General features: G+C 71.9%; 14 protein-coding genes. 8 read left to right on the plus strand and 6 right to left on the minus strand.

Going from position 1 to position 17,964, the window contains the following annotated elements; genetic code table 11:
• Positions 1 to 303 precede the first annotated feature (303 nt).
• From HWY45_RS20010 to HWY45_RS20030, 5 genes are all read right to left on the minus strand, one after another.
• Complete coding sequence (locus tag HWY45_RS20010) at positions 304 to 1,848, minus strand: TolC family protein (protein WP_059884099.1); 1,545 nt, start codon at positions 1,846 to 1,848, stop codon at positions 304 to 306.
• Entirely contained in the window at positions 1,835 to 3,868 is a 2,034-nt protein-coding gene (locus HWY45_RS20015; protein ID WP_059884100.1) for an FUSC family protein, read from the minus strand. The genes HWY45_RS20010 and HWY45_RS20015 overlap by 14 nt, the downstream gene beginning before the upstream one ends.
• Positions 3,849 to 4,898, minus strand: a complete 1,050-nt coding sequence (mdtN, locus tag HWY45_RS20020) for a multidrug transporter subunit MdtN (protein ID WP_059562939.1) — start codon at positions 4,896 to 4,898, stop codon at positions 3,849 to 3,851. Before mdtN ends, HWY45_RS20015 begins: the two co-directional genes overlap by 20 nt.
• Entirely contained in the window at positions 4,895 to 5,188 is a 294-nt protein-coding gene (locus tag HWY45_RS20025; RefSeq protein WP_059562938.1) for a hypothetical protein, read from the minus strand. Before HWY45_RS20025 ends, mdtN begins: the two co-directional genes overlap by 4 nt.
• 233 nt (positions 5,189 to 5,421) lie before the next feature.
• Entirely contained in the window at positions 5,422 to 6,324 is a 903-nt protein-coding gene (locus tag HWY45_RS20030; protein ID WP_059884101.1) for a LysR family transcriptional regulator, read from the minus strand.
• A gap of 254 nt (positions 6,325 to 6,578) precedes the next feature.
• Between HWY45_RS20030 and HWY45_RS20035 the strand changes: the two genes are divergently transcribed.
• Positions 6,579 to 7,727 carry a metallophosphoesterase gene (locus HWY45_RS20035; protein WP_059884102.1) on the plus strand — a complete coding sequence of 383 codons (1,149 nt, stop codon included), beginning with the start codon at positions 6,579 to 6,581 and terminating at the stop codon, positions 7,725 to 7,727.
• A gap of 64 nt (positions 7,728 to 7,791) precedes the next feature.
• Here the strand turns inward: HWY45_RS20035 and HWY45_RS20040 are convergent, their stop codons facing one another.
• Positions 7,792 to 8,376, minus strand: coding sequence for a malonic semialdehyde reductase (locus HWY45_RS20040; protein ID WP_059563112.1), 585 nt, complete (start codon positions 8,374 to 8,376; stop codon positions 7,792 to 7,794).
• Between the two features lie 253 nt (positions 8,377 to 8,629).
• Between HWY45_RS20040 and HWY45_RS20045 the strand changes: the two genes are divergently transcribed.
• From HWY45_RS20045 to HWY45_RS20075, 7 genes are all read left to right on the plus strand, one after another.
• Positions 8,630 to 9,226 carry an alpha-ketoglutarate-dependent dioxygenase AlkB family protein gene (locus HWY45_RS20045; RefSeq protein ID WP_059884103.1) on the plus strand — a complete coding sequence of 199 codons (597 nt, stop codon included), beginning with the start codon at positions 8,630 to 8,632 and terminating at the stop codon, positions 9,224 to 9,226.
• Between the two features lie 204 nt (positions 9,227 to 9,430).
• Positions 9,431 to 9,637, plus strand: coding sequence for a hypothetical protein (locus HWY45_RS20050; protein ID WP_059563111.1), 207 nt, complete (start codon positions 9,431 to 9,433; stop codon positions 9,635 to 9,637).
• A gap of 275 nt (positions 9,638 to 9,912) precedes the next feature.
• On the plus strand, positions 9,913 to 10,347 hold the full coding sequence (gene gspI / locus HWY45_RS20055; RefSeq protein ID WP_059884178.1) for a type II secretion system minor pseudopilin GspI: 435 nt from the start codon (positions 9,913 to 9,915) through the stop codon (positions 10,345 to 10,347).
• The gene (locus tag HWY45_RS20060; protein ID WP_059804801.1) at positions 10,331 to 10,993 is read left to right on the plus strand and encodes a PulJ/GspJ family protein; all 663 of its coding nucleotides are present in this window, start codon (positions 10,331 to 10,333) and stop codon (positions 10,991 to 10,993) included. Before gspI ends, HWY45_RS20060 begins: the two co-directional genes overlap by 17 nt.
• 210 nt (positions 10,994 to 11,203) lie before the next feature.
• Positions 11,204 to 13,396 (plus strand): tetratricopeptide repeat protein, encoded by a 2,193-nt coding sequence (locus HWY45_RS20065; RefSeq protein ID WP_059884104.1) that lies wholly within the window; start codon positions 11,204 to 11,206, stop codon positions 13,394 to 13,396.
• Positions 13,397 to 13,427: 31 nt separating this feature from the next.
• Positions 13,428 to 15,680 (plus strand): tetratricopeptide repeat protein, encoded by a 2,253-nt coding sequence (locus HWY45_RS20070; RefSeq protein WP_059884105.1) that lies wholly within the window; start codon positions 13,428 to 13,430, stop codon positions 15,678 to 15,680.
• Complete coding sequence (locus HWY45_RS20075; RefSeq protein ID WP_059884106.1) at positions 15,677 to 17,917, plus strand: tetratricopeptide repeat protein; 2,241 nt, start codon at positions 15,677 to 15,679, stop codon at positions 17,915 to 17,917. Before HWY45_RS20070 ends, HWY45_RS20075 begins: the two co-directional genes overlap by 4 nt.
• Positions 17,918 to 17,964: the final 47 nt, after the last annotated feature.

Raw genomic sequence — 17,964 nt, forward strand, 5'->3', positions numbered from 1 at the left:
GAAACGGGCGGCAATGCGGCAGCCGTCATCGCCCGGTACTCTACCCGGCGAATGCGTCATGCAATGTGAAACGGAGCGAAGCGGCGTGCTGACTCGCGGGAACGCGAGCCGGGGCAGGAGAACTGCGGCGGGCAGGCGTTCAGGCGGCGAGAAGCGCACGCAATGTGCTGCAACTGTCCACGTTGATTCCTGAAAGTTGAATGGGCGGCATTCTAGTGGGCGGCGCACGGGTGCGTCAACTCATGGGGTTCATTCGCACCGTTCGTTCGTGCCGCGGGTGGCGGGCCGCCGCCCGCACCCGCGTCACTGCGCCGCGCCGATCGTGCCGGTCGCGAGCGCCAGCGCGGCGGCGGCCGATAGCGCGCCGCAGTAGCTGTCGACATCCGCGTTGCGGGCCGCGAGCAGCTGGCTCTGCGCGAGCGTCGCGTCGGTCACCGAGCCGACGCCATTGCGGTACGCGGTCAGCGCCGCGTCGTAGCTCGTCTGCGCGGCATCGACGAGGGCCTTGGCGGCCTCGTTCGACGCGAGGCTCGTCTGCAGCGCGTTCTGCGCGGCGACGACTTGCCGCACCGCTTCCTCCTTCGTGCGCGTGAGCCGCGCCGAGGCGCTCTCGGCATCGTTGCGCGCCTGCATCAGCACCGCCGAGCGCAGGCCGCCGTCGTACAGCGGGATCGTCACGCCGACGAACACGCCGCCGCCGTAGCGGCTGCCGTTCAGGTTGACGGTCGGCGCCTGCTGGCCGATCGCCGGCAGCGCGGTGATCGCCGTGCGGCCGCTGCTGTATGACGTCGACGCGGACATGAACACCTTCGGCATGAACTCCGCCTCGGCCGCCTTCACCTTCGCGCGATCGGTCTTTTCGAGCGCATACGCGCTTTGCAGATCGGGGCGCCGCGCGATCGCATCCGCGACGATCGCGTCGACCGACGTGCGCAGCGCCGGCGGCAGCGGCCGCGCGGGCAGCGCCGCGATCGTCGGCTTCGACAGCGGCGAAATGCCGAGCGCCGACACCAGGCCGAGGTAACCGTCGCTCTCCGCGCCGCGCGCCTCGACGAGCGCGAGGTTGGCCTGCGCGCGGTTCTGTGTCGCCTGCGCGGTCTCGACGACCGTGCCGACGCCCTGCTTGAGCCGGGCGCGCGCAGCCGCGACGATCGCGTCGGCGTTGGCGAGGCTCTGCTCGGCGCTGCGTGCGCGCGAGCGCGATGCTTCGTACCGGTAGTACGCCACCGTCACGTCGTGGATCACCTGCTGGTGGACGGCCGTGAACGCGACGTTCGACACGATCGACGCCTGCTCGGCCGCTTCGACGCGCGCCGCCCGGCCGCCGAAATCGAACAGCAGCCACTGCAGCGACAGCGCCGAGATCGTGCCGCGCACGCTCGTGTCGGTGGACGCGCTGCCGAGCTGCGTCGACGTCGAACCGTGGCCGGCCTGGTAGCCGCCCATCGCCGTCGCGGACAAATGCGGCAGGTAGGCGGTCTTCGCGATGCCGACCGCGAGCGCCGCGTTGCGCGCGTCGTTCCATGCGATACGCGTCAGCGGGTTCGTCGATTCGGCGAGGTCGATCAGTTCCGGCAGCGTGTACGCATGCGCGGGATCGAGTGCGGCCGGCGGCGGCACCGCGGCGAGCGCGGGGTTGGCGGGCAGCGTGTAGTCGTGGCCGGCGGCATTTGCCGATACCTTCGCTGCGCCCGGCACGATCTCGCCGGAGGGCGCGGTTTGCGGCTGCCACGGATGGTCCGACGCCTGCGGCGCCAATTCGAGCGACGAGGTCGCGCAGCCGGCCAGCGCGGCGGCGGCCGCGACGGCGACGATGAGCGGGGCGGCCGGCGATTCAGGTCGGCGCATGACGGGCGGGCTCCTTCGGTGAGGCTTGACGGGCGGCGTCGGCGATGTGCGCGAGCCTCGTGTCGATCAGGTTGAGCAAAGCGTCGCGCGCGGGGTCGGCAACGGTCGGCGAGGGCGCGGGCGGCAGGGTGTCGGCGCCCGCGCCGCTGTCGCCCGACCCGGCGTCATGCGACACGCGCGCGAGCCGCTCGCCGATCGCGGCGTCGCCCGGCGTGCGCTCGGCGAGCAGGAACAGCGGCGCTTCGAGCGCATCGAGTTCCGCGAGCGTGCGCCGCCGCGTGGCGACCCACGCCGGCGCGGGCCGCACCCAAGACGGTTCGTAATGGATCAGGCCGAGATCCTGCGCGATCGCGCGATGGCGCGCGAACGCGTCGGCTGCCTTCGCGCGCCGCTCGGCCGGCTGCGCGACCTGCGCGAGCCGCCGCCACTGGTCGAGCAGCGCGGCCAGCGCCGCGTCGACCTGCTTGCCGATGCTGACCGGCCACACGCGCGTGAACACGAGATACACGACGACGTTGCCGAGCAGGATGCCGATCGTGCGATCGCGCGCGAGCGTCAGGTCGAAGCCGGGGCTCGGGCCCTGCAGCACGCACAGGAAGAACGCGAACGCGATCTGGAAGCCGGCGTACGCGATGCGCGGCGACCCGAACGCGACCCACGCGGCGATCGACGCGCCGGCGAACGTGAGCGCCATCAGCTGGCCGATCGACGACAGCGACGGCACGACGAACACGATCGCGGCGGTGCCGATCAGTGCACCGGCGATGCACCCGGCGATCCGCAGCGTGAGTTTCTCGACCGTCTCGGCCGTCGTGCCGAGCGACACCATGTAGCACGTGATGAAACACGTATGGATGCCTGACCAGTCGAGCTGCAGGTACAGCAGATAGCAGAACATCGCGGCGGCGGTGGTCTTCAGCGCGTAGCGGATGTGATCGGGGTTGGTGCGCGCGTCCGGCAGGAAGAAGCCGCCGCGCGGCGCGGCGGGGGGCGGCGAGGCGGGTGGCGCGGCGGATGTGGCCGGTGCGGCACGGGCCGGGTCGGCGGGTTCCGCGAAATGCATGATCGCGTCGCGCAGGTCGGCCGCGGCGACGCGCGCGAGCGGCGGCAGCGCATCGTCCGGCGGCAGCGCGAGCGCGATGTCGACCGGATAGCCGCCTTGCTCGAGCATGCCGGCCATCTCGTCGAGCGTGGCCGCGACGGGCATGGCAAACGCGTCCGGCAGCCGCGCGCCGGGTTCGCGCGTCGCGAGCGCGGCCGCGACGAGAATCGCGGTGCTCGATGCGATCGCCTGCCGCAGCGCGACGACGTCGGCCGCCGACGACGAGCCTTCGAGCTTCGACAGCTTGAGCCAGGTCAGGAGCTGCTGGTCGCCTTCGCGCAGGCTCGCGTCGAACGCGGCGCGCGTGGCCTCGTCGTCGCCGCCGCGCAGGCGCTGCGCGGCGAGCCGCAGCCGCTGCGCGAGCCGCGCGCACGCGAGCCGGCGCGGCGACGGCGCGATCAAGATATTGACGACGATCGCGACGCCGACCGGGATCGCGACCATCAGCCACGCATACATCAGCCCGCGCGTCGCGGCCTCGCCGAACGGCACGAGGCCGAGCTGGTCGAGCCCGAAGCCGACGATCATCGCGAGAATCGCGCCGACCGGGCGCAGCTTGCTGGCCGACGTCAGGTAGAGCAGCCCGATCGACAGCACGACCATGCACGCGACGCGCAGGATCGAATAGTCGACGCTGAACATCGCGACGCCGAGCACGAGCCCGATCACGATCGTCACGAGCAGCAGCATCGCGACGGCCAGCACGACGCTCGTCACGCGGTCCGGCCGGATCAGGAAGAACACGACGTACGCGGAAATCGCGGCTTCGGGCGTGCCGTACGCGCTCGTGACGAGCACGGTCAGCGTGCAGATCAGCGCGACGCGCGCGACCATCGCGGCGCGGCCCGGAAACGGCGCGAGCAGGCGCAGGATCTCGCGCGGGCCCGGCGCGACGACGTCAGCGGCAGGCCGAACCATGCCGCACCTCGACGATCGCACTCGCGCCGACGCGCACGAGCCTGGCGTCGGGCTCGTCGAGTTTCACGCGCACCGGGAAGCGTTGCGCGACGCGCACCCAATTCACCGAGCGCTGGACGAGCGGCAGCGAGCGCGGCAGGTTCACGCGGTCGGTATCCGCGATGCCGGCGCCGATCCCGACCACCTTGCCGGCCAGCGGCCGGCCGCGGTCGATCATCGAATAGACGGTCGCGCAGTCGCCGACGGCGATCTGCTTGAGCGACGTCTCGCGGAAGTTGCCGACCGCGAACCATTCGCTCGCGTCGATCAGCGTGAAGATCGACTGGTTCGGCGCGACCGTCTCGCCCGCGAGGATCGACAGGCCCGTCACGAGCCCGTCGTGCGGCGCGCGCACGACGGTGTCGTCGAGCGCATGCTGCGCGCGGGCGAGCGCGGCTTCGCGCGCATGCAGCGTGGCGATCGCGTCGGCGTCGTCGCCGATCGTCTGTGCGGACGATCGCTGCTGCTCCTGCGCCTGGGCCAGCGACACGGCCGCGTCGCGCTGAGCGACCTGCGCCTGGTCGAATGCCTGCGCGCTCACGTAGCCTTGCGCGGCGAGCGGCGCGAGCCGCTTCACGTTGCGCGTCGCGAGATCGTAGTTGTGCGACGCGCGCTTCACCTGTTCGGCGGCGACCGACGCGCCCGACCGTTCGCCGATCAGCGTCCTGCGCCGCGTGTCGAGCGACGCGCGGGCGAGCTCGAGATCGGCCTGCGCCTGCGCGACGGTCAGCCGGTACGGCACCGGATCGATCTCGTACAGCAGCGCGCCTTTCGCGACGCGCTGGTTCTCGTGCACCGCGAGCCGCACGATCCGCCCCCCGACGGGCGACGCGACGTGCACGACGTCCGCGTCGATTGTCGCGTCGTCGGTCGACGGATAGGCGCTCGTGCGGAGATACGCATAGGCAAGGGCGGCGACGCCGAGCGCGACGATCGCGAGCGCGATCGCGCGGCCCTTGACGGAGGGGCGGGAGAGGCCGGCGAGCTTCATGCGAAGGGCCCCGTGCCGGTGAGCCAGACGAGCACGGCGATCACGAGCCCGATCGCGGTGCAGACGGCAAGTTGATAAGGCACCGTGGCCGCCCAGCCGGTCGCGACGAACACGCGGTGCGCGACGATCGCGCCGATCACGCCGATCACGGCGCTCGCGAGCCACAGCGGGAAATAGGCGCCGAACAGCACGTAGGAAGGCGCGCCGCGCGATGCGCAGCCCGCGAGCGGCAGGGCGGGCGCCACGGCGGCGGCGACGCGCACGGGCGCGCGCGACGTTGTTTTTCTCATGGTGTGACGGGCTCGACGGATGAGGGTGGGGCCGGGCGCGGCGCGATGCGGCCGCCGCGCTTGCGTGACGGTGCCGATGATAAATCACGGCGACGCCGGCGGCCAGCCGTCGCACGGCCGGCGCGCCCGGTCATGCGTAGGGTCGCTAAGGATCGAAAGGAACCGTCGACGAAAGAATCGGCGCGCGACGCGCGCATTGCGTGGCGAACGGGCGCGAATCGGTACGAACGCGGTCAGTCCTGCCGGCCGAGCCCGTCCTCGACGAGCAGGTCGACGAGCTTGCGCGCGAACAGCGGCAGCGCGTCGAGATCCGCGACGCAGATCTGCAGCCGGCGTTCGGCCCAGTCGTCGTCGAGCCGGATGATGCGCAGCGCCATCGTCTTCGCGTGCCGGCGCGCGGTGCCTTCGGGCAGCACGCCGACGCCGACGTTCGCCTCGATCATCCGGCACGCGGTCTCGAAGTTGCTGACCTGGATGCGCCAGCGCAGCGTGCGCTGCACGTCCGCGGCCGCGCGCTTCAGGAAGTTCTGGATCGCGCTCGCTTCCGGCAGCCCGATGAAGTCGTAGCCGAGCGTGTCGACGAACGGCGTGGACTTCAGGCTCGCGAGCGGATGGCCGGGCGCGACCGCGAGCACGAGCCGGTCGCGCCGGTACGGCATCGCCTGCAGCCCTTCGGTGCGCACGTTGCCGGCGACGATGCCGATGTCGACGACGCCTTCCTGCACCGCGCGCACGATGTCCGGGCTCAGCCGCTCCTGCATGTCGACGGTCACGTCCGGATGGTCGACGAGGTAGCTGCGCAGCACCGCGGGCAGGAACTCGCTCATCGCGGTGGTGTTCGCGAACACGCGCACGTGCCCCTTCACGCCGGACGAATATTCCTGCAGGTCGCCGCTCAGCTGCTCGAGCTGCCGCAGCACGCGGCGCGCATGCGCGAGCAGCGTCTCGCCGGGCGGCGTGACCTTCACGCCCTGGCTCGTGCGGCTCAGCAGCTTCACGCCGACCTGTTCCTCGAGATTCTTGATGCGCATGCTGGCCGCGGGCACCGACAGGTGCGCGCGTTCCGCGCCGCGCGTCAGGTTGCTCGCCTCGGCGATGTGCGTGAAGAGATTGAGGTCGACCAGATCGAAGCGCATGGCGGTGTGGGCGGATGAATGTGCCGATTATCGCGCGAAGCCGCGAAACGGCGCGCGGACGCCACTACGGGTTATGCCGGATGGAAGCGCGTGGCATGGCGCGACGGCAGGTGCGTCCGGGCCCGCCGCCGTCGCGTTCGGCGCGATATGTGTACCATCGTGCGTACGGTGCGGGGCACGCGGCACGGGGCGCAACGTCCCGCTTCGACGCGCGCCTCGCTGGCTTGTATCGCAACGTGGTGGGTGAGCGCTCCATGCGAAGTTTCTTTGTCCGGTTCATTGCGATCGGCGTGTCGTTTCATCTGTACGTCGGGATGCGGATCATTCCCGACGCATTCGCGTCGACCGGCGCGCGCGTCGTCGCGGCGCTGGTGCTGGCCAGCTTCTGCGTGCTGATTCCGCTCGGAATGTTCTCGCGGCGCTTCGACGAGGGCTGGGCGGCGACCGCGTTCGGCTGGGCGGGCGCGATCGCGATGGGGTTCTTTTCGTCGCTGCTTGCGCTGACGTTCCTGCGCGAGTTCGTGCTGCTCGGCGTGGCCGCATGGCGGGCGCTGGTGCAGGCCGGCGCGTGGAGCGGGGCGGCGGCGGACAGCGCGCTGGCCGTGCTGGCCGGCGCGCTGCTGGTCACCGCGATCGGCTTCGCGGGCGCGCGGCGCACCGCGGCCGTGAAGCGCGTGTCGATTCCGGTGGCAGGCCTGCCCGCCGCGCTCGACGGGCTGACGATCGTGCAGCTGTCCGACATCCACGTCGGGCCCACGATCAAGCGCCCGTACGTCGAGCGCATCGTCGGCGCGGTCAACGCGCTCGATGCGGACATCGTGGCCGTGACGGGCGACGTGGTCGACGGGTCCGTCGAACGGCTGCGCGAGCATACGGCGCCGCTCGGCCGCATGAAATCCCGCTATGGCAGCTTCCTCGTCACGGGCAACCACGAGTACTACGCGGGCGCACATGCATGGATCGCGGAATTCCGCCGCATCGGGCTGACGGTGCTGCTGAACGAGCACGTCGTCGTGGAGCACGGCGGCGCGCGCGCGGTGGTTGCGGGCGTCACCGACTTCACGGCCGGCGCGTTCGACCCGGCGCACCGGAGCGACCCGGCGCGCGCGCTCGCGGGCGCGCCGCGCGACGTCGGCACGCGGATCCTGCTCGCGCACCAGCCGAGGAGCGCGGAGCAGGCCAGCAAGGCCGGGTTCTCGGTGCAGATCTCGGGCCATACGCACGGCGGGCAGTTCCTGCCGTGGCCGCCGTTCGTGCGCTTGCAGCAGCCGTTCATCGCGGGGCTGCGGAAATTCGGCGATCTGTGGGTCTACACGAGCCGCGGCACCGGGTACTGGGGGCCGCCGAACCGCTTCGGCGTGCCGTCCGAGATCACGCTGATCCGGCTGACGCGCGGCGCGTAGGCGGCAGCGGAAGGGGGCGGCGCGGCCGCCCGTGCGGGCGTGCGCAACGTGCCCCGCGTGACTGTTACGCGATGCGCGCGATGTCGTCGAAGTCGAAGCGCGGGCCGCGCGGGTGCAGGCCGGCCGGGTCGCCGTAGCCGAGATTGACGAGGAAGTTGCTCTTCACCGTGGTGCCGGCGAAGAACGCGGCGTCGACCGCCGCATTGTCGAAGCCGGACATCGGGCCGGCGTCGAGGCCGAGCGCGCGGGCCGCCATGATCAGGTATGCGCCTTGCAGCGACGAATTGCGGAACGCGGTGGCCTGGATCAGCGCGTCGTTGCCGGCGAACCAGCTGCGCGCGTCCGCGTGCGGGAACAGCCGCGGCAGGTGGTCGTAGAACGCCATGTCCATGCCGACGATCACCGTGACGGGCGCGGCCAGCGTCTTCGCGAGATTGCCTTCGGACAGCGCCGGCTTCAGGCGCGCCTTCGCTTCCGGCGACTTCACGAACACGAAGCGCGCGGGGCTCGAATTCGCCGACGTCGGGCCGAATTTCGCCAGGTCGATCAGGCGGTGGAGCAGCGCGTCGTCGACCGGTTTGTCCTGCCAGGCGTTGTGCGTGCGCGCGGTGAGGAACAGCTGGTCGAGGGCGGAATCGGAAAGCGTCATGATGAGTACGGTAAAGAAGCGCGGCCGGGTCGCGCCGGCCGCAGGGTGACGAAAAAGCCGCGCCGCGGCGGCCGGCATGGCCGGAACGCGGGGGGCAGCATGCCGCGATGATAGCGTGACACGCCCGCGCCCGGCCGGCGCGACGGGCGACGCCGCACGAATGAGCGAGCATGGCGGCCGCGCGCGCCGTTCGCTAACATGCAATCATGCATCGCCCGTCGATGTTTGCTGCCTGAATTTCCATCCCTTCGACATGTCCTCCACGCCCGATCTCTTCGATGACACCCCCGCGCTCGACGTCGACTGGTATCCGGACTGGCTCGCGCCGCCGGACGCCGATCGCCTGCTGGCCGCGCTGATCGACGAGGTCGCGTGGCGCCAGGACGCGATCCGCACGCCGCGCGGGCGCATTCCGCTGCCGCGCCTGACCGCATGGCAGGGCGAGCCCGAAGCCGTCTACGTGTATTCCGGCATCCGCAACGTACCCGCGCCATGGACGCCGGCCGTGCTCGCGCTGAAGCGCGCGGTCGAGGCGACCTGCCGCGCGCGCTTCAACAGCGTGCTGCTGAACCGCTACCGCAACGGGCTCGACAGCATGGGCTGGCACGCGGACAACGAGCCCGAGCTCGGCGCCGCGCCGGTGATCGCGTCGGTGAGCCTCGGCGCGATGCGCGTGTTCGACCTGCGGCACCGCGCGAGCGGCGTCACGCACGCGTACCGCCTGACGCACGGCAGCCTGCTCGTGATGCGCGGCCGGACCCAGGCCGAATGGCAGCATCGCGTGCCGAAAGCGCCGGCCGTGCAGGGCGAGCGCGTGAACCTGACGTTCCGGCTGGTTGACGCGTCGTGACTCGAAATTGAATCAATGAATCGATTTATGTCGCTCGATAGCTGAGTAGAACCGCTAATGGTGCGTTGCAACAATCCTCGACTACACTGCGTGATGGACCGGCGTGCGTCGACTACTGAGAGAGCATCGACAGCCGCCGGAATGATTGCATCGCATGCCCGGACCTCGGCAGGCGCCGAACGGCGGGCAGCGGGAGAACAGCGCGTGACCGGACTGCATGAATCCCTCGAACCCTTGCTGCACGTCTTCGAACAGGACGGCGAATGGCAATGGGCGTTGACGGTGAAGCGGGCGGCTGGCGTCGGCGTGAAGGTGGTCGCGTTCAGCCGTGACGGCTTTTATCGGGAAGCGGACGCCCAGGCGGCCGGCGAGCGTGCGCTCGCATCGTTCGACGGCCCCGTGATGGCGTGAAAGCGCCGGCCGGCGTCGACGCCCGTGACGGGCGGACGGTGCGCGCTGCCGGCGTGTGATCGCAGTGCGGTTTCGTCGCAATCGCCATTCGAATTGCTTGCGGTTCATACCGGCGGGGGATGACGCCCGTTGCCGGTTTCCCATCCCGCCAGTCGTATCTCCCTTCCTCGCACGGCCGAAATGGTCCGTATCTTTCGACACGCCCCTGCCACAGGTTTCGCTTAACGTTGGCCGCGCATCCGGCCGGCGAGCCGGACAACCGACCGACGTGGGCCATGCGCGACGACCAGACTGAACACGACAACCGCCCCGTGCGCGGCGCGCCGCTTGCGGCACGGGGGCAGCAAGCGGGCTTCACGCTGATCGAGGTGCTGATCGCGCTCGCGATCGTCGCGGTTGCGCTGGGCGCGGTGATGCGCGCGATCGGCGCGCTCGCGTCGGACACCGACACGGCCCGCATGCGCCTGCTCGCGCTGTGGAGCGCGGACAACGCGCTCGGCGCGATCCGCATCGCCGCCGCCTGGCCGCCGGTCGGCACCAGCACGTTCGCGTGCCCGCAGGGGCCGTACCGGTTCGTGTGCCGCCAGCGCGTGACGGCGCTGCCGAGCCCGCTCGTGCGCCAGGTGACGGTGAGCGTGCACCCGTCGGCGTCGAGCCGGAACGTGCTCGCCGAAGTCGTCACCGTCGTCCAGAATGAAGCGCGCCGCTGACCGTCGCGCGCGGCGGCGCGCCCGCGGCTTCACACTGATCGAGATGCTGGTTGCGATCGCGCTGCTGGCCGTGATCGCGCTGCTGTCGTGGCGCGGCCTCGACGCGACGATTCGCGGGCGCGACGGTATCGCGTCGAACCTGACGCAAACGCGGCTGCTCGGCCGCTATTTCTCGCAACTCCAGTTCGACCTGCTGAACCTCGTGACGGCCGACGAGGTGTTCGGGCCGCCGCTGCGGATCCGCCCGAACGAACTGGTGCTCGTGCGGCACGTCGGCGTCGGCGCCGGGCCGACGCACGTGCAGGTCGTGCGCTATCAGCTGAAAGGGCGCGAACTTGCGCGCAGCGCGTCGCAGCCGCTGGCGTCGCTCGCCGAACTCGAAGGCGCGCTGCAGCAGATGGACAGCTTCGCGCGCGTGGTCGTGAGCCGCGACGCGCGTGCATTGCAGTTGTCGGTATGGATCGCGCCGGACGGGTGGACGGCCAGCCAGCCGCTCGTCGAACAGACCTACGCGCAGTTCCTCGCGCAGCACGGCATCAGCAGCACCACGTCGCTCGGGATGCCGCTGCCGCGCGGCATCCGCTTCGCGGTCGCGCTCGGCACGCCGCCGGTCGAATACGTGCGCACGATCCCGATCGGCCAGTGAGCGGCACGCCCGCCGCGCATGCGCGGCGGCGCATCCCGCGCGCCCGGCAAAATGGTCCGTAACATTCGTCATACGCGTGTTACCGCCCGTCCCTAGTCTCGCGTCGAGAGCGATTGCCGCGACCCGCCGCTTCCGGCGGGCGATCGGCGACGGATTCCGCAAGACGGCAAGGGGGCCAACGTGGCGGGCGAGTACTCACATGGTGCACCGGTGCGCGCATCCGCGCATCACGCATCCGGAACACACGCGTCGGCGGCGATCCTGACCCGCGCGAGGAACCGGCACAGCGCGGGGCAGTTCGACGACGCCGCGCGCGACTATCTCGCCGTGCTCGCGAACGAGCCGGACCATCCGCAGGCGCTGCACCTGTACGGCGTGCTGCAATACCAGCGCGGCGCGGCCGCCGACGCGGAGGCGCTGCTGCGGCAGTCGATCGCGATCGAGGCGGGTGCGCGGGCGCTGTCGGATCTCGGCGCGATCCTCGGGGAAAGCGGCCGGATCGACGAAGCGCTCGCGCAGTTCGACGCGGCGCTGCGCGTCGAGCCGAACGACGTGCAGACGCTGGTGCGGCTCGGCAATACGCTGATCGGGCTGCACCGCCACGAACAGGCGCTGGCCGCGTTCGACCGGGCGCTCGCCGTGTCGCCGCTCGTGCTCGATGCGCTGTGCAATCGCGGCAGCGCGCTGCGCGCGCTCGGGCGTCATCAGGATGCGCTCGACACCTATGACCGCGCGCTGATGGTCGACCCGCGCTCGTTCGAATCGTGGTTCAACCGCGGGCTCGCGCTGCGCGCGCTGCAGCGTCCGGCCGACGCGCTGCAGTGTTTCGACCGCGCGATCGGGCTCCGGCCGGGCATCGCGGCGATGCTGTCGGCGCGCGGCGAGACGCTCGTCGCGCTCGGGCGCCTGAACGAAGCGCTGGGCGCGTTCAACGAGGCCATCGCCGCCGATCCCGCGCTGATCGACGCGCTCTACAACAGCGCGGTCGCGCTCGAACGGCTGAACCGCGCCGACGAGGCGCTCGCGCGCTGCGAACGCATGCTCGCGCTCGCGCCGCACGATGCGCGCGCGTTCGCGTGCCGCGGCAACGCGCTGCTGCAGCTCGCGCGCTACGACGACGCGCTCGACAGCTACGCCCGCGCGCTCGACCTCGCGCCCGGCGCGCCCGACATCGAATGCAATCGCGGCACCGCGCTGCGTTTCCTGAAGCGCTTCGACGAGGCGCTGCGCTGCTACGACACGGCGCTGGCAAGCGACGACCGCTTCGCCGAGGCCTGGGCCAACCGCAGCAGCGTGCTGCAGGACCTGCACCGCTACGACGAAGCGATGCACTCGCTCGATCGCGCGCTGGCGCTGCGGCCGGACCATGCGACGAGCTGGCTCGACCGCGGCAACCTTCACTCCGCGACCGGGCGCGCGGACGATGCGCTGGCTGCCTACGATCGCGCAATCGCACTGGATGCCGACGACGTGGAAGCGCGCGTCGCGCGCGCGTCGCTCCACCTCGTCGAAGGCGATTTCGCGCGCGGCTGGGCGGAGTACGAATGGCGCTTGCGCGATCCGGCGATCGCGCGGCACGCGCGCCCGTTCACGCAGCCGCCGTGGCGCGGTGACGGCGCGCTCGACGGCAGGACGATCCTGGTGCATGCCGAGCAGGGTTTCGGCGATACGTTGCAGTTCTGCCGCTATGTGCCGCAGCTCGCCGCCCAGGGCGCGCGCGTCGTGCTCGAAGTGCCGCCGCCGCTGCGCGCGCTCGTCGCCTCGCTGGAAGGGCCGGCACAGGTGATCGCGCGCGGCGAGCCGCTGCCGCCGTTCGACTGCCACTGCCCGTTGCCGAGCCTGCCGTTCGCGCTGCGCGCGCTGCTGCCCGGGATACCGCAACCCGTGCCTTATCTCCATGCGGATCCGCAACGGGTTCGCCAGTGGGCCGCGCTGCTCGGCAACCGGCGCCGCCCGCGCGTCGGGCTCGCGTGGGCCGGCAATCCGGAACACCGGAACGACCACCGCCGCTCGATCGATTTCGCGCGGCTCGCGCCGCTGTTCGACCTCGACGTCGACTGGATCAGCCTGCAGAAGAACGTGACGACACGCGAGCGCGCGTTGCTGGAGAACGCGCCGGTGCTGCGCGTGGACGACGAGCTCGGCGATTTCGCGGAGACGGCCGCGCTGATCGCATCGCTGGACCTCGTGATTTCCGTCGATTCGGCGGTCGCGCACCTGGCCGGCGCGCTCGGCCATCCGGTGTGGGTGCTGCTGCCGGACCCGCCGGAATGGCGCTGGATGCGCGAGCGGCTCGACAGCCCGTGGTATCCGGGCGCGCGCCTGTTCCGCCAGTCCGTTCCGGGCGAATGGGCGGGCGTGATCGACGCGGTGCGGGCCGCGCTCGGCCGGCTGACACATTAGACGACACATGCGACAACCCGGGGGCCACACAATGACATCGAACGGTGCAGGCACGCCGCTCGCGACATCGACGATCGCGCAGCCGTCGCCCGAGATCCGTCCATCCGACGCCGCGCAGCTCGACCGGCTGCTGGAGCGGGCACGCAACGCGCATCGCGAGGGCGCGCTGCAGCATGCCGAGCAGGCGTATGCGCAACTGCTGACGCTCGCGCCCGATCATCCGGAGGCGCTGCATCTGCTCGGCGCGGTGCGATTCCAGCAAGGGCAGCTGCCCGAAGCCGACACGCTGATGCGGCGCTCGATCGAGCGGCAGCCGGCGCCGCTCGCGCTCGCGAACCACGCGGCGGTGCTCGCGGGCCTCGGGCGCGAGCCGGAAGCGCTGGCGCGTCTCGACGAAGCGCTGGCGATCAATCCCGCGCACCCGCGCGCGCTGTTCCAGCGCGCGGGCCTGCTCGCGCAGCTCGCGCGCCACGGCGACGCGTGCGCGGCCTACGACCGCCTGCTCGAACTCGCGCCGGGCTTCGCCGACGGCTTCGTGAAGCGCGGCGAGACGCTGCTGGCGCTCGGCCGCTTCGACGCGGCGCTGGCCGATTGCGAGCGCGCGATCGCGCTCGCCGGGCGCACGTTCGACGCGCTGCGCGCGCGCGGGCTGGCGCTGCGCGGGCTCGGCCGGTTCCGCGACGCGGCGCAAAGCTACGATCATGCGCTGGCGCTCGTGCCGGGCAGCGCCGAAGTGCTGTTCCTGCGCGGCGTCGCGTACCTGGACCTCGGCGAACCGGAACGCGCGCTCGCCGACTTCAACACCGCGATGGCCGCGAGCCCCGGTTTCGTCGATGCGATCTTCAACAGCTCGGTCGCGCTCGAACAGCTCGGGCGGCACGACGAGGCGCTGGTCCGCTGCGACCGGGTGCTCGCGATCGATCCGCGTCATGCGCGGGCGCTCGCCAACCGCGGTAATGCGGCGAGCCACCTCGCGCGCTATCGCGACGCGATCGACAGCTATGCGCGCGCGCTCGACGCCGAACCCGACAACCCGGGCGTGCTGTGCAACTACGCGAGCGCGCTGATCGCCGTCGACCGCCACGACGACGCGCACGACGCGTGCGACCGCGCGCTGGCGGCCGATCCGGGCTACGCGCACGCGTGGTTCACGCGCGGCCGGGTGCGGCTGGAGACCCATCGTTACGACGATGCGCTGGCCGACTTCACGCGCGTGATCGCGGCGTCGCCGCGCGACAAGCTCGCGCATTTCCACCGCGGCAATGCGCTGCGCGCGCTGCGCCGCCACGACGAGGCGCGGCAGGCGTACGCGGACGCGATCGACATCGATCCCGATTACGTGCAGGCGCACTGCATGCGTGCGTTCCTGTGCCTGTCGATCGGCGATTTCGAAGCAGGCTGGGCCGAATACGAATGGCGCTGGCGCGACCGCCAGCTCGACGCGAGCCGGCGCGCGTTCGCGCAGCCGCGCTGGACGCGGGATCTGCCGCTCGACGGGCAGACGATCCTGCTGTACGCGGAGCAGGGGCTCGGCGACACGCTGCAATTCTGCCGCTACGTGCCGCTCGTGAAGGCGCTGGGCGCGCGGGTGGTGCTCGAATCGCCGGTCGAGCTGACGGCGCTGTTCGCGACGCTCGACGGCGTCGACGCGCTGGTGCCGCGCGGCGCGCCGCTGCCGCCGTTCGACCTGCATTGCCCGCTGCTGAGCCTGCCGCACGAATTCCGCACCGACCTCGCGTCGATTCCGGCCGGCGTGCCGTATCTGCGGGCGGACCCGGCGCGCATCGCGCGCTGGCGCGAACGGCTCGGCGAACCCGCGCGGCCGCGCATCGGGCTCGTGTGGTCCGGCAACCCGCTGCACGTGAACGACCGCAACCGCTCGATGGCGCTGGCCGACCTGCTGCCGCTGCTCGATGATCGCTACGAATGCGTGTGCCTGCAGAAGGTGCTGCGCGACGAGGATCGCCCGCTGCTCGATGCTGCGCCGGTCCGCTTCGTCGGCGACGCGCTCGAGGATTTCGCGGATACGGCCGCGCTCACCGCGCTGATGGATGGCGTGGTCAGCGTCGACACGTCGGTCGCACACCTGGCCGGCGCGCTCGGGCGGCCGCTCGCGCTGATGATCCCGTACACGCCCGATTTCCGCTGGCTGCTCGATCGCGACGACAGTCCGTGGTATCCGGGCGCGCGGCTGTTCCGCCAGCCGGAAGGCGGACAGTGGGCGCCGGTCGTCGAGCGGATCCGCGCTGCGTTGCCGGCGATGGTGGACGGAGGCGCGCGATGAGCACGCGCGACGCGGCGCAGGCGCTCGCGCCCGGCGCGGGCATCGGCACGCTGCGCGCGGCGCTCGACGACGCGCTGCGCAACGCGCGCACGCGGCTCGAACAGCGCGACTTCGGCGGCGCCGCACGGCTGTACGAGGGCGTGCTGACGATGGCGCCCGATCACGTCGAGGCGCTGCACCTGCTCGGCGTCGCGTACCTGCGGCTCGGCGACCCGGCGCGCGCGGAGCCGCTGATCGCCCGCTCGATGCGGGGCGGCTTGAGTCAACCGTGGAATCTCGCGAACCATGCGGCGGCGCTGGCCGGCGTCGGCCGCCATCAGGATGCGCTCGCCGCGAGCGATCGCGCGCTGGCGCAGGACTCCGGCCACGCGGCGTCGCACTTCGCGCGCGGCGACGCGCTGCGCGCGCTCGGGCGCTACGACGACGCGCTCGCCGCATACGATCGCGTGCTCGGCCGCGAACCGGGCTACGCGAGCGCATGGTGCCGGCGCGGCGAGACGCTGCGGCTGCTCGGCCGGCCCGCCGATGCGCTGATCAGCGTCGAACACGCGCTGCGGATCGATCCGAACGACCCGGCCGCGCACGTCGAGCACGGCCATGCATTGCGCGCGCTGGGCCGGCGCGACGAAGCGCTGCACGCCTACCAGCTCGCGATGGTCGTGCGCGGCAAGACGCCTGAACTCGTGCATGCGTGCGGCGTCGTGCTGACCGAACTCGGCCGTCCGGCCGAAGCGCTCGCCTGCCTCGACGAAGGGCTCGCGGGCGCGCCGGACGATGCGCAGCTGCTGTTCGCGAGCTGCGTCGCGCTCGACCTGCTGCACGCGCGCGACGAGCTGCTGAAGCGCTGCGACCGGCTGATCGCGCTGGATCGCGGCAACCCGGCCGCGTGGATCGGCCGCGGCAATGCGCTGCTCGGCCTCGACCGGCATGCGGACGCGGCACACGCGTATGGCGAAGCGCTGGCGCGCACGCCGGACGACGTCGATGCGCTGCGCAACCGCGCGGCCGCGCTGCGTGCGCTCGGCGCGTTCGACGACGCGCTCGCGCACTACGACCGCGCGCTCGCGACGACGGGGCCGCATGCGGAACTGCTGTATCACCGCGCGCTGGCACTGCAGCAGCTCGGCCGCTATGACGACGCGTACGCGAGCCATGCGGCGGCGGCCCGCGCGCCCGCGATGCGCGCGCAGCACCTGTTCACGCGCGCGGTCGCGCGCCAGCAGCTCGGCGAACACGACGCGGCGCTGGCCGATTTCCAGCTGGCGTGCGAACGCGATCCGCACCACGGCGCGGCGCGCCGCTCCGAGGCGTTCTGCCACCTGCTGATGGGGGATTTCGACACGGGCTGGAAGCGGCATGAAGCGCGCTGGAGCGCCGCCGACACGATGCTGCACCGGCGCCATGCGGACCGGCCGATGTGGGACGGCGCCGCACCCGTCGCCGGGCGGACCGTGCTGCTGCATGCGGAGCAGGGCTATGGCGACACGCTGCAGTTCTGCCGCTACGCGAGCCTCGTCCACGACCGCGGCGCGACCGTGATCGTCGAAGCGCCGGCCGCGCTCGGCGCGCTGCTCGGCACGCTGCGCGGCGTGAGCCGCGTCGTCACCGAAGGGGCGCCGCTACCGGCGTTCGACCTGCATTGCCCGCTGATGAGCCTGCCTTACGCGTTTCGCACGACGCTCGACACGGTGCCGGCCGACGCGCGCTACCTGCACGCCGACCCGCCGCGCCGCGATGCGTGGGCGGCGCGGCTCGCCGGGATCGCGCCGCCGCACCGCCTGAAGGTCGGCATCGCGTGGTCCGGCAACCCGCGTCACGCGAACGACGAGAACCGCTCGATGCCGTTCGCCGCGCTTGCGCCGCTGCTGACGCTCGACGCGACCTTCGTGAGCCTGCAACCGCAAGTGCGGCCGCGCGATGCCGAAGCGTTCGCGGCGAGCGGCGTCGCGTCGTTCGAGGATGCCTTGACGGATTTCGCGGAGACGGCCGCGCTCGTCGACGCGCTGGATCTGGTGATCAGCGTCGACACGTCGGTTGCGCACCTGGCCGGCGCGCTCGGGCGGCCGGTGTGGGTGCTGCTGCCGCGCGTGCCGGACTGGCGCTGGCTCCTCGAGCGCGACGACAGCCCGTGGTACCCGGGCGCGACGCTGTTCCGGCAGGCGCGGCCCGGCGACTGGCCGGCCGTCGTCGCGCGCGTCGGCGCGGCGCTGGCCGCGCGCGCGAGCGCGCGCCCATGACAAAAGTTACGGACCTTTCGACGGCGGCCGGAATGGTCCGTAGCACC

The sequence above is a fragment of the Burkholderia stagnalis genome, assembly GCF_902830275.1.
GTDB lineage: Bacteria > Pseudomonadota > Gammaproteobacteria > Burkholderiales > Burkholderiaceae > Burkholderia > Burkholderia stagnalis.

Bases quoted from the DNA above. Each gene is read 5' to 3' on its own strand.
- HWY45_RS20025 (WP_059562938.1), bottom strand. From the start codon at position 5,188: ATGAGAAAAACAACGTCGCGCGCGCCCGTGCGCGTCGCCGCCGCCGTG.
- HWY45_RS20030 (WP_059884101.1), bottom strand. From the start codon at position 6,324: ATGCGCTTCGATCTGGTCGACCTCAATCTCTTCACGCACATCGCCGAG.
- mdtN (WP_059562939.1), bottom strand. From the start codon at position 4,898: ATGAAGCTCGCCGGCCTCTCCCGCCCCTCCGTCAAGGGCCGCGCGATC.
- HWY45_RS20060 (WP_059804801.1), top strand. From the start codon at position 10,331: ATGAAGCGCGCCGCTGACCGTCGCGCGCGGCGGCGCGCCCGCGGCTTC.
- gspI (WP_059884178.1), top strand. From the start codon at position 9,913: ATGCGCGACGACCAGACTGAACACGACAACCGCCCCGTGCGCGGCGCG.
- HWY45_RS20045 (WP_059884103.1), top strand. From the start codon at position 8,630: ATGTCCTCCACGCCCGATCTCTTCGATGACACCCCCGCGCTCGACGTC.
- HWY45_RS20040 (WP_059563112.1), bottom strand. From the start codon at position 8,376: ATGACGCTTTCCGATTCCGCCCTCGACCAGCTGTTCCTCACCGCGCGC.
- HWY45_RS20035 (WP_059884102.1), top strand. From the start codon at position 6,579: ATGCGAAGTTTCTTTGTCCGGTTCATTGCGATCGGCGTGTCGTTTCAT.
- HWY45_RS20075 (WP_059884106.1), top strand. From the start codon at position 15,677: ATGAGCACGCGCGACGCGGCGCAGGCGCTCGCGCCCGGCGCGGGCATC.
- HWY45_RS20070 (WP_059884105.1), top strand. From the start codon at position 13,428: ATGACATCGAACGGTGCAGGCACGCCGCTCGCGACATCGACGATCGCG.
- HWY45_RS20015 (WP_059884100.1), bottom strand. From the start codon at position 3,868: ATGGTTCGGCCTGCCGCTGACGTCGTCGCGCCGGGCCCGCGCGAGATC.
- HWY45_RS20010 (WP_059884099.1), bottom strand. From the start codon at position 1,848: ATGCGCCGACCTGAATCGCCGGCCGCCCCGCTCATCGTCGCCGTCGCG.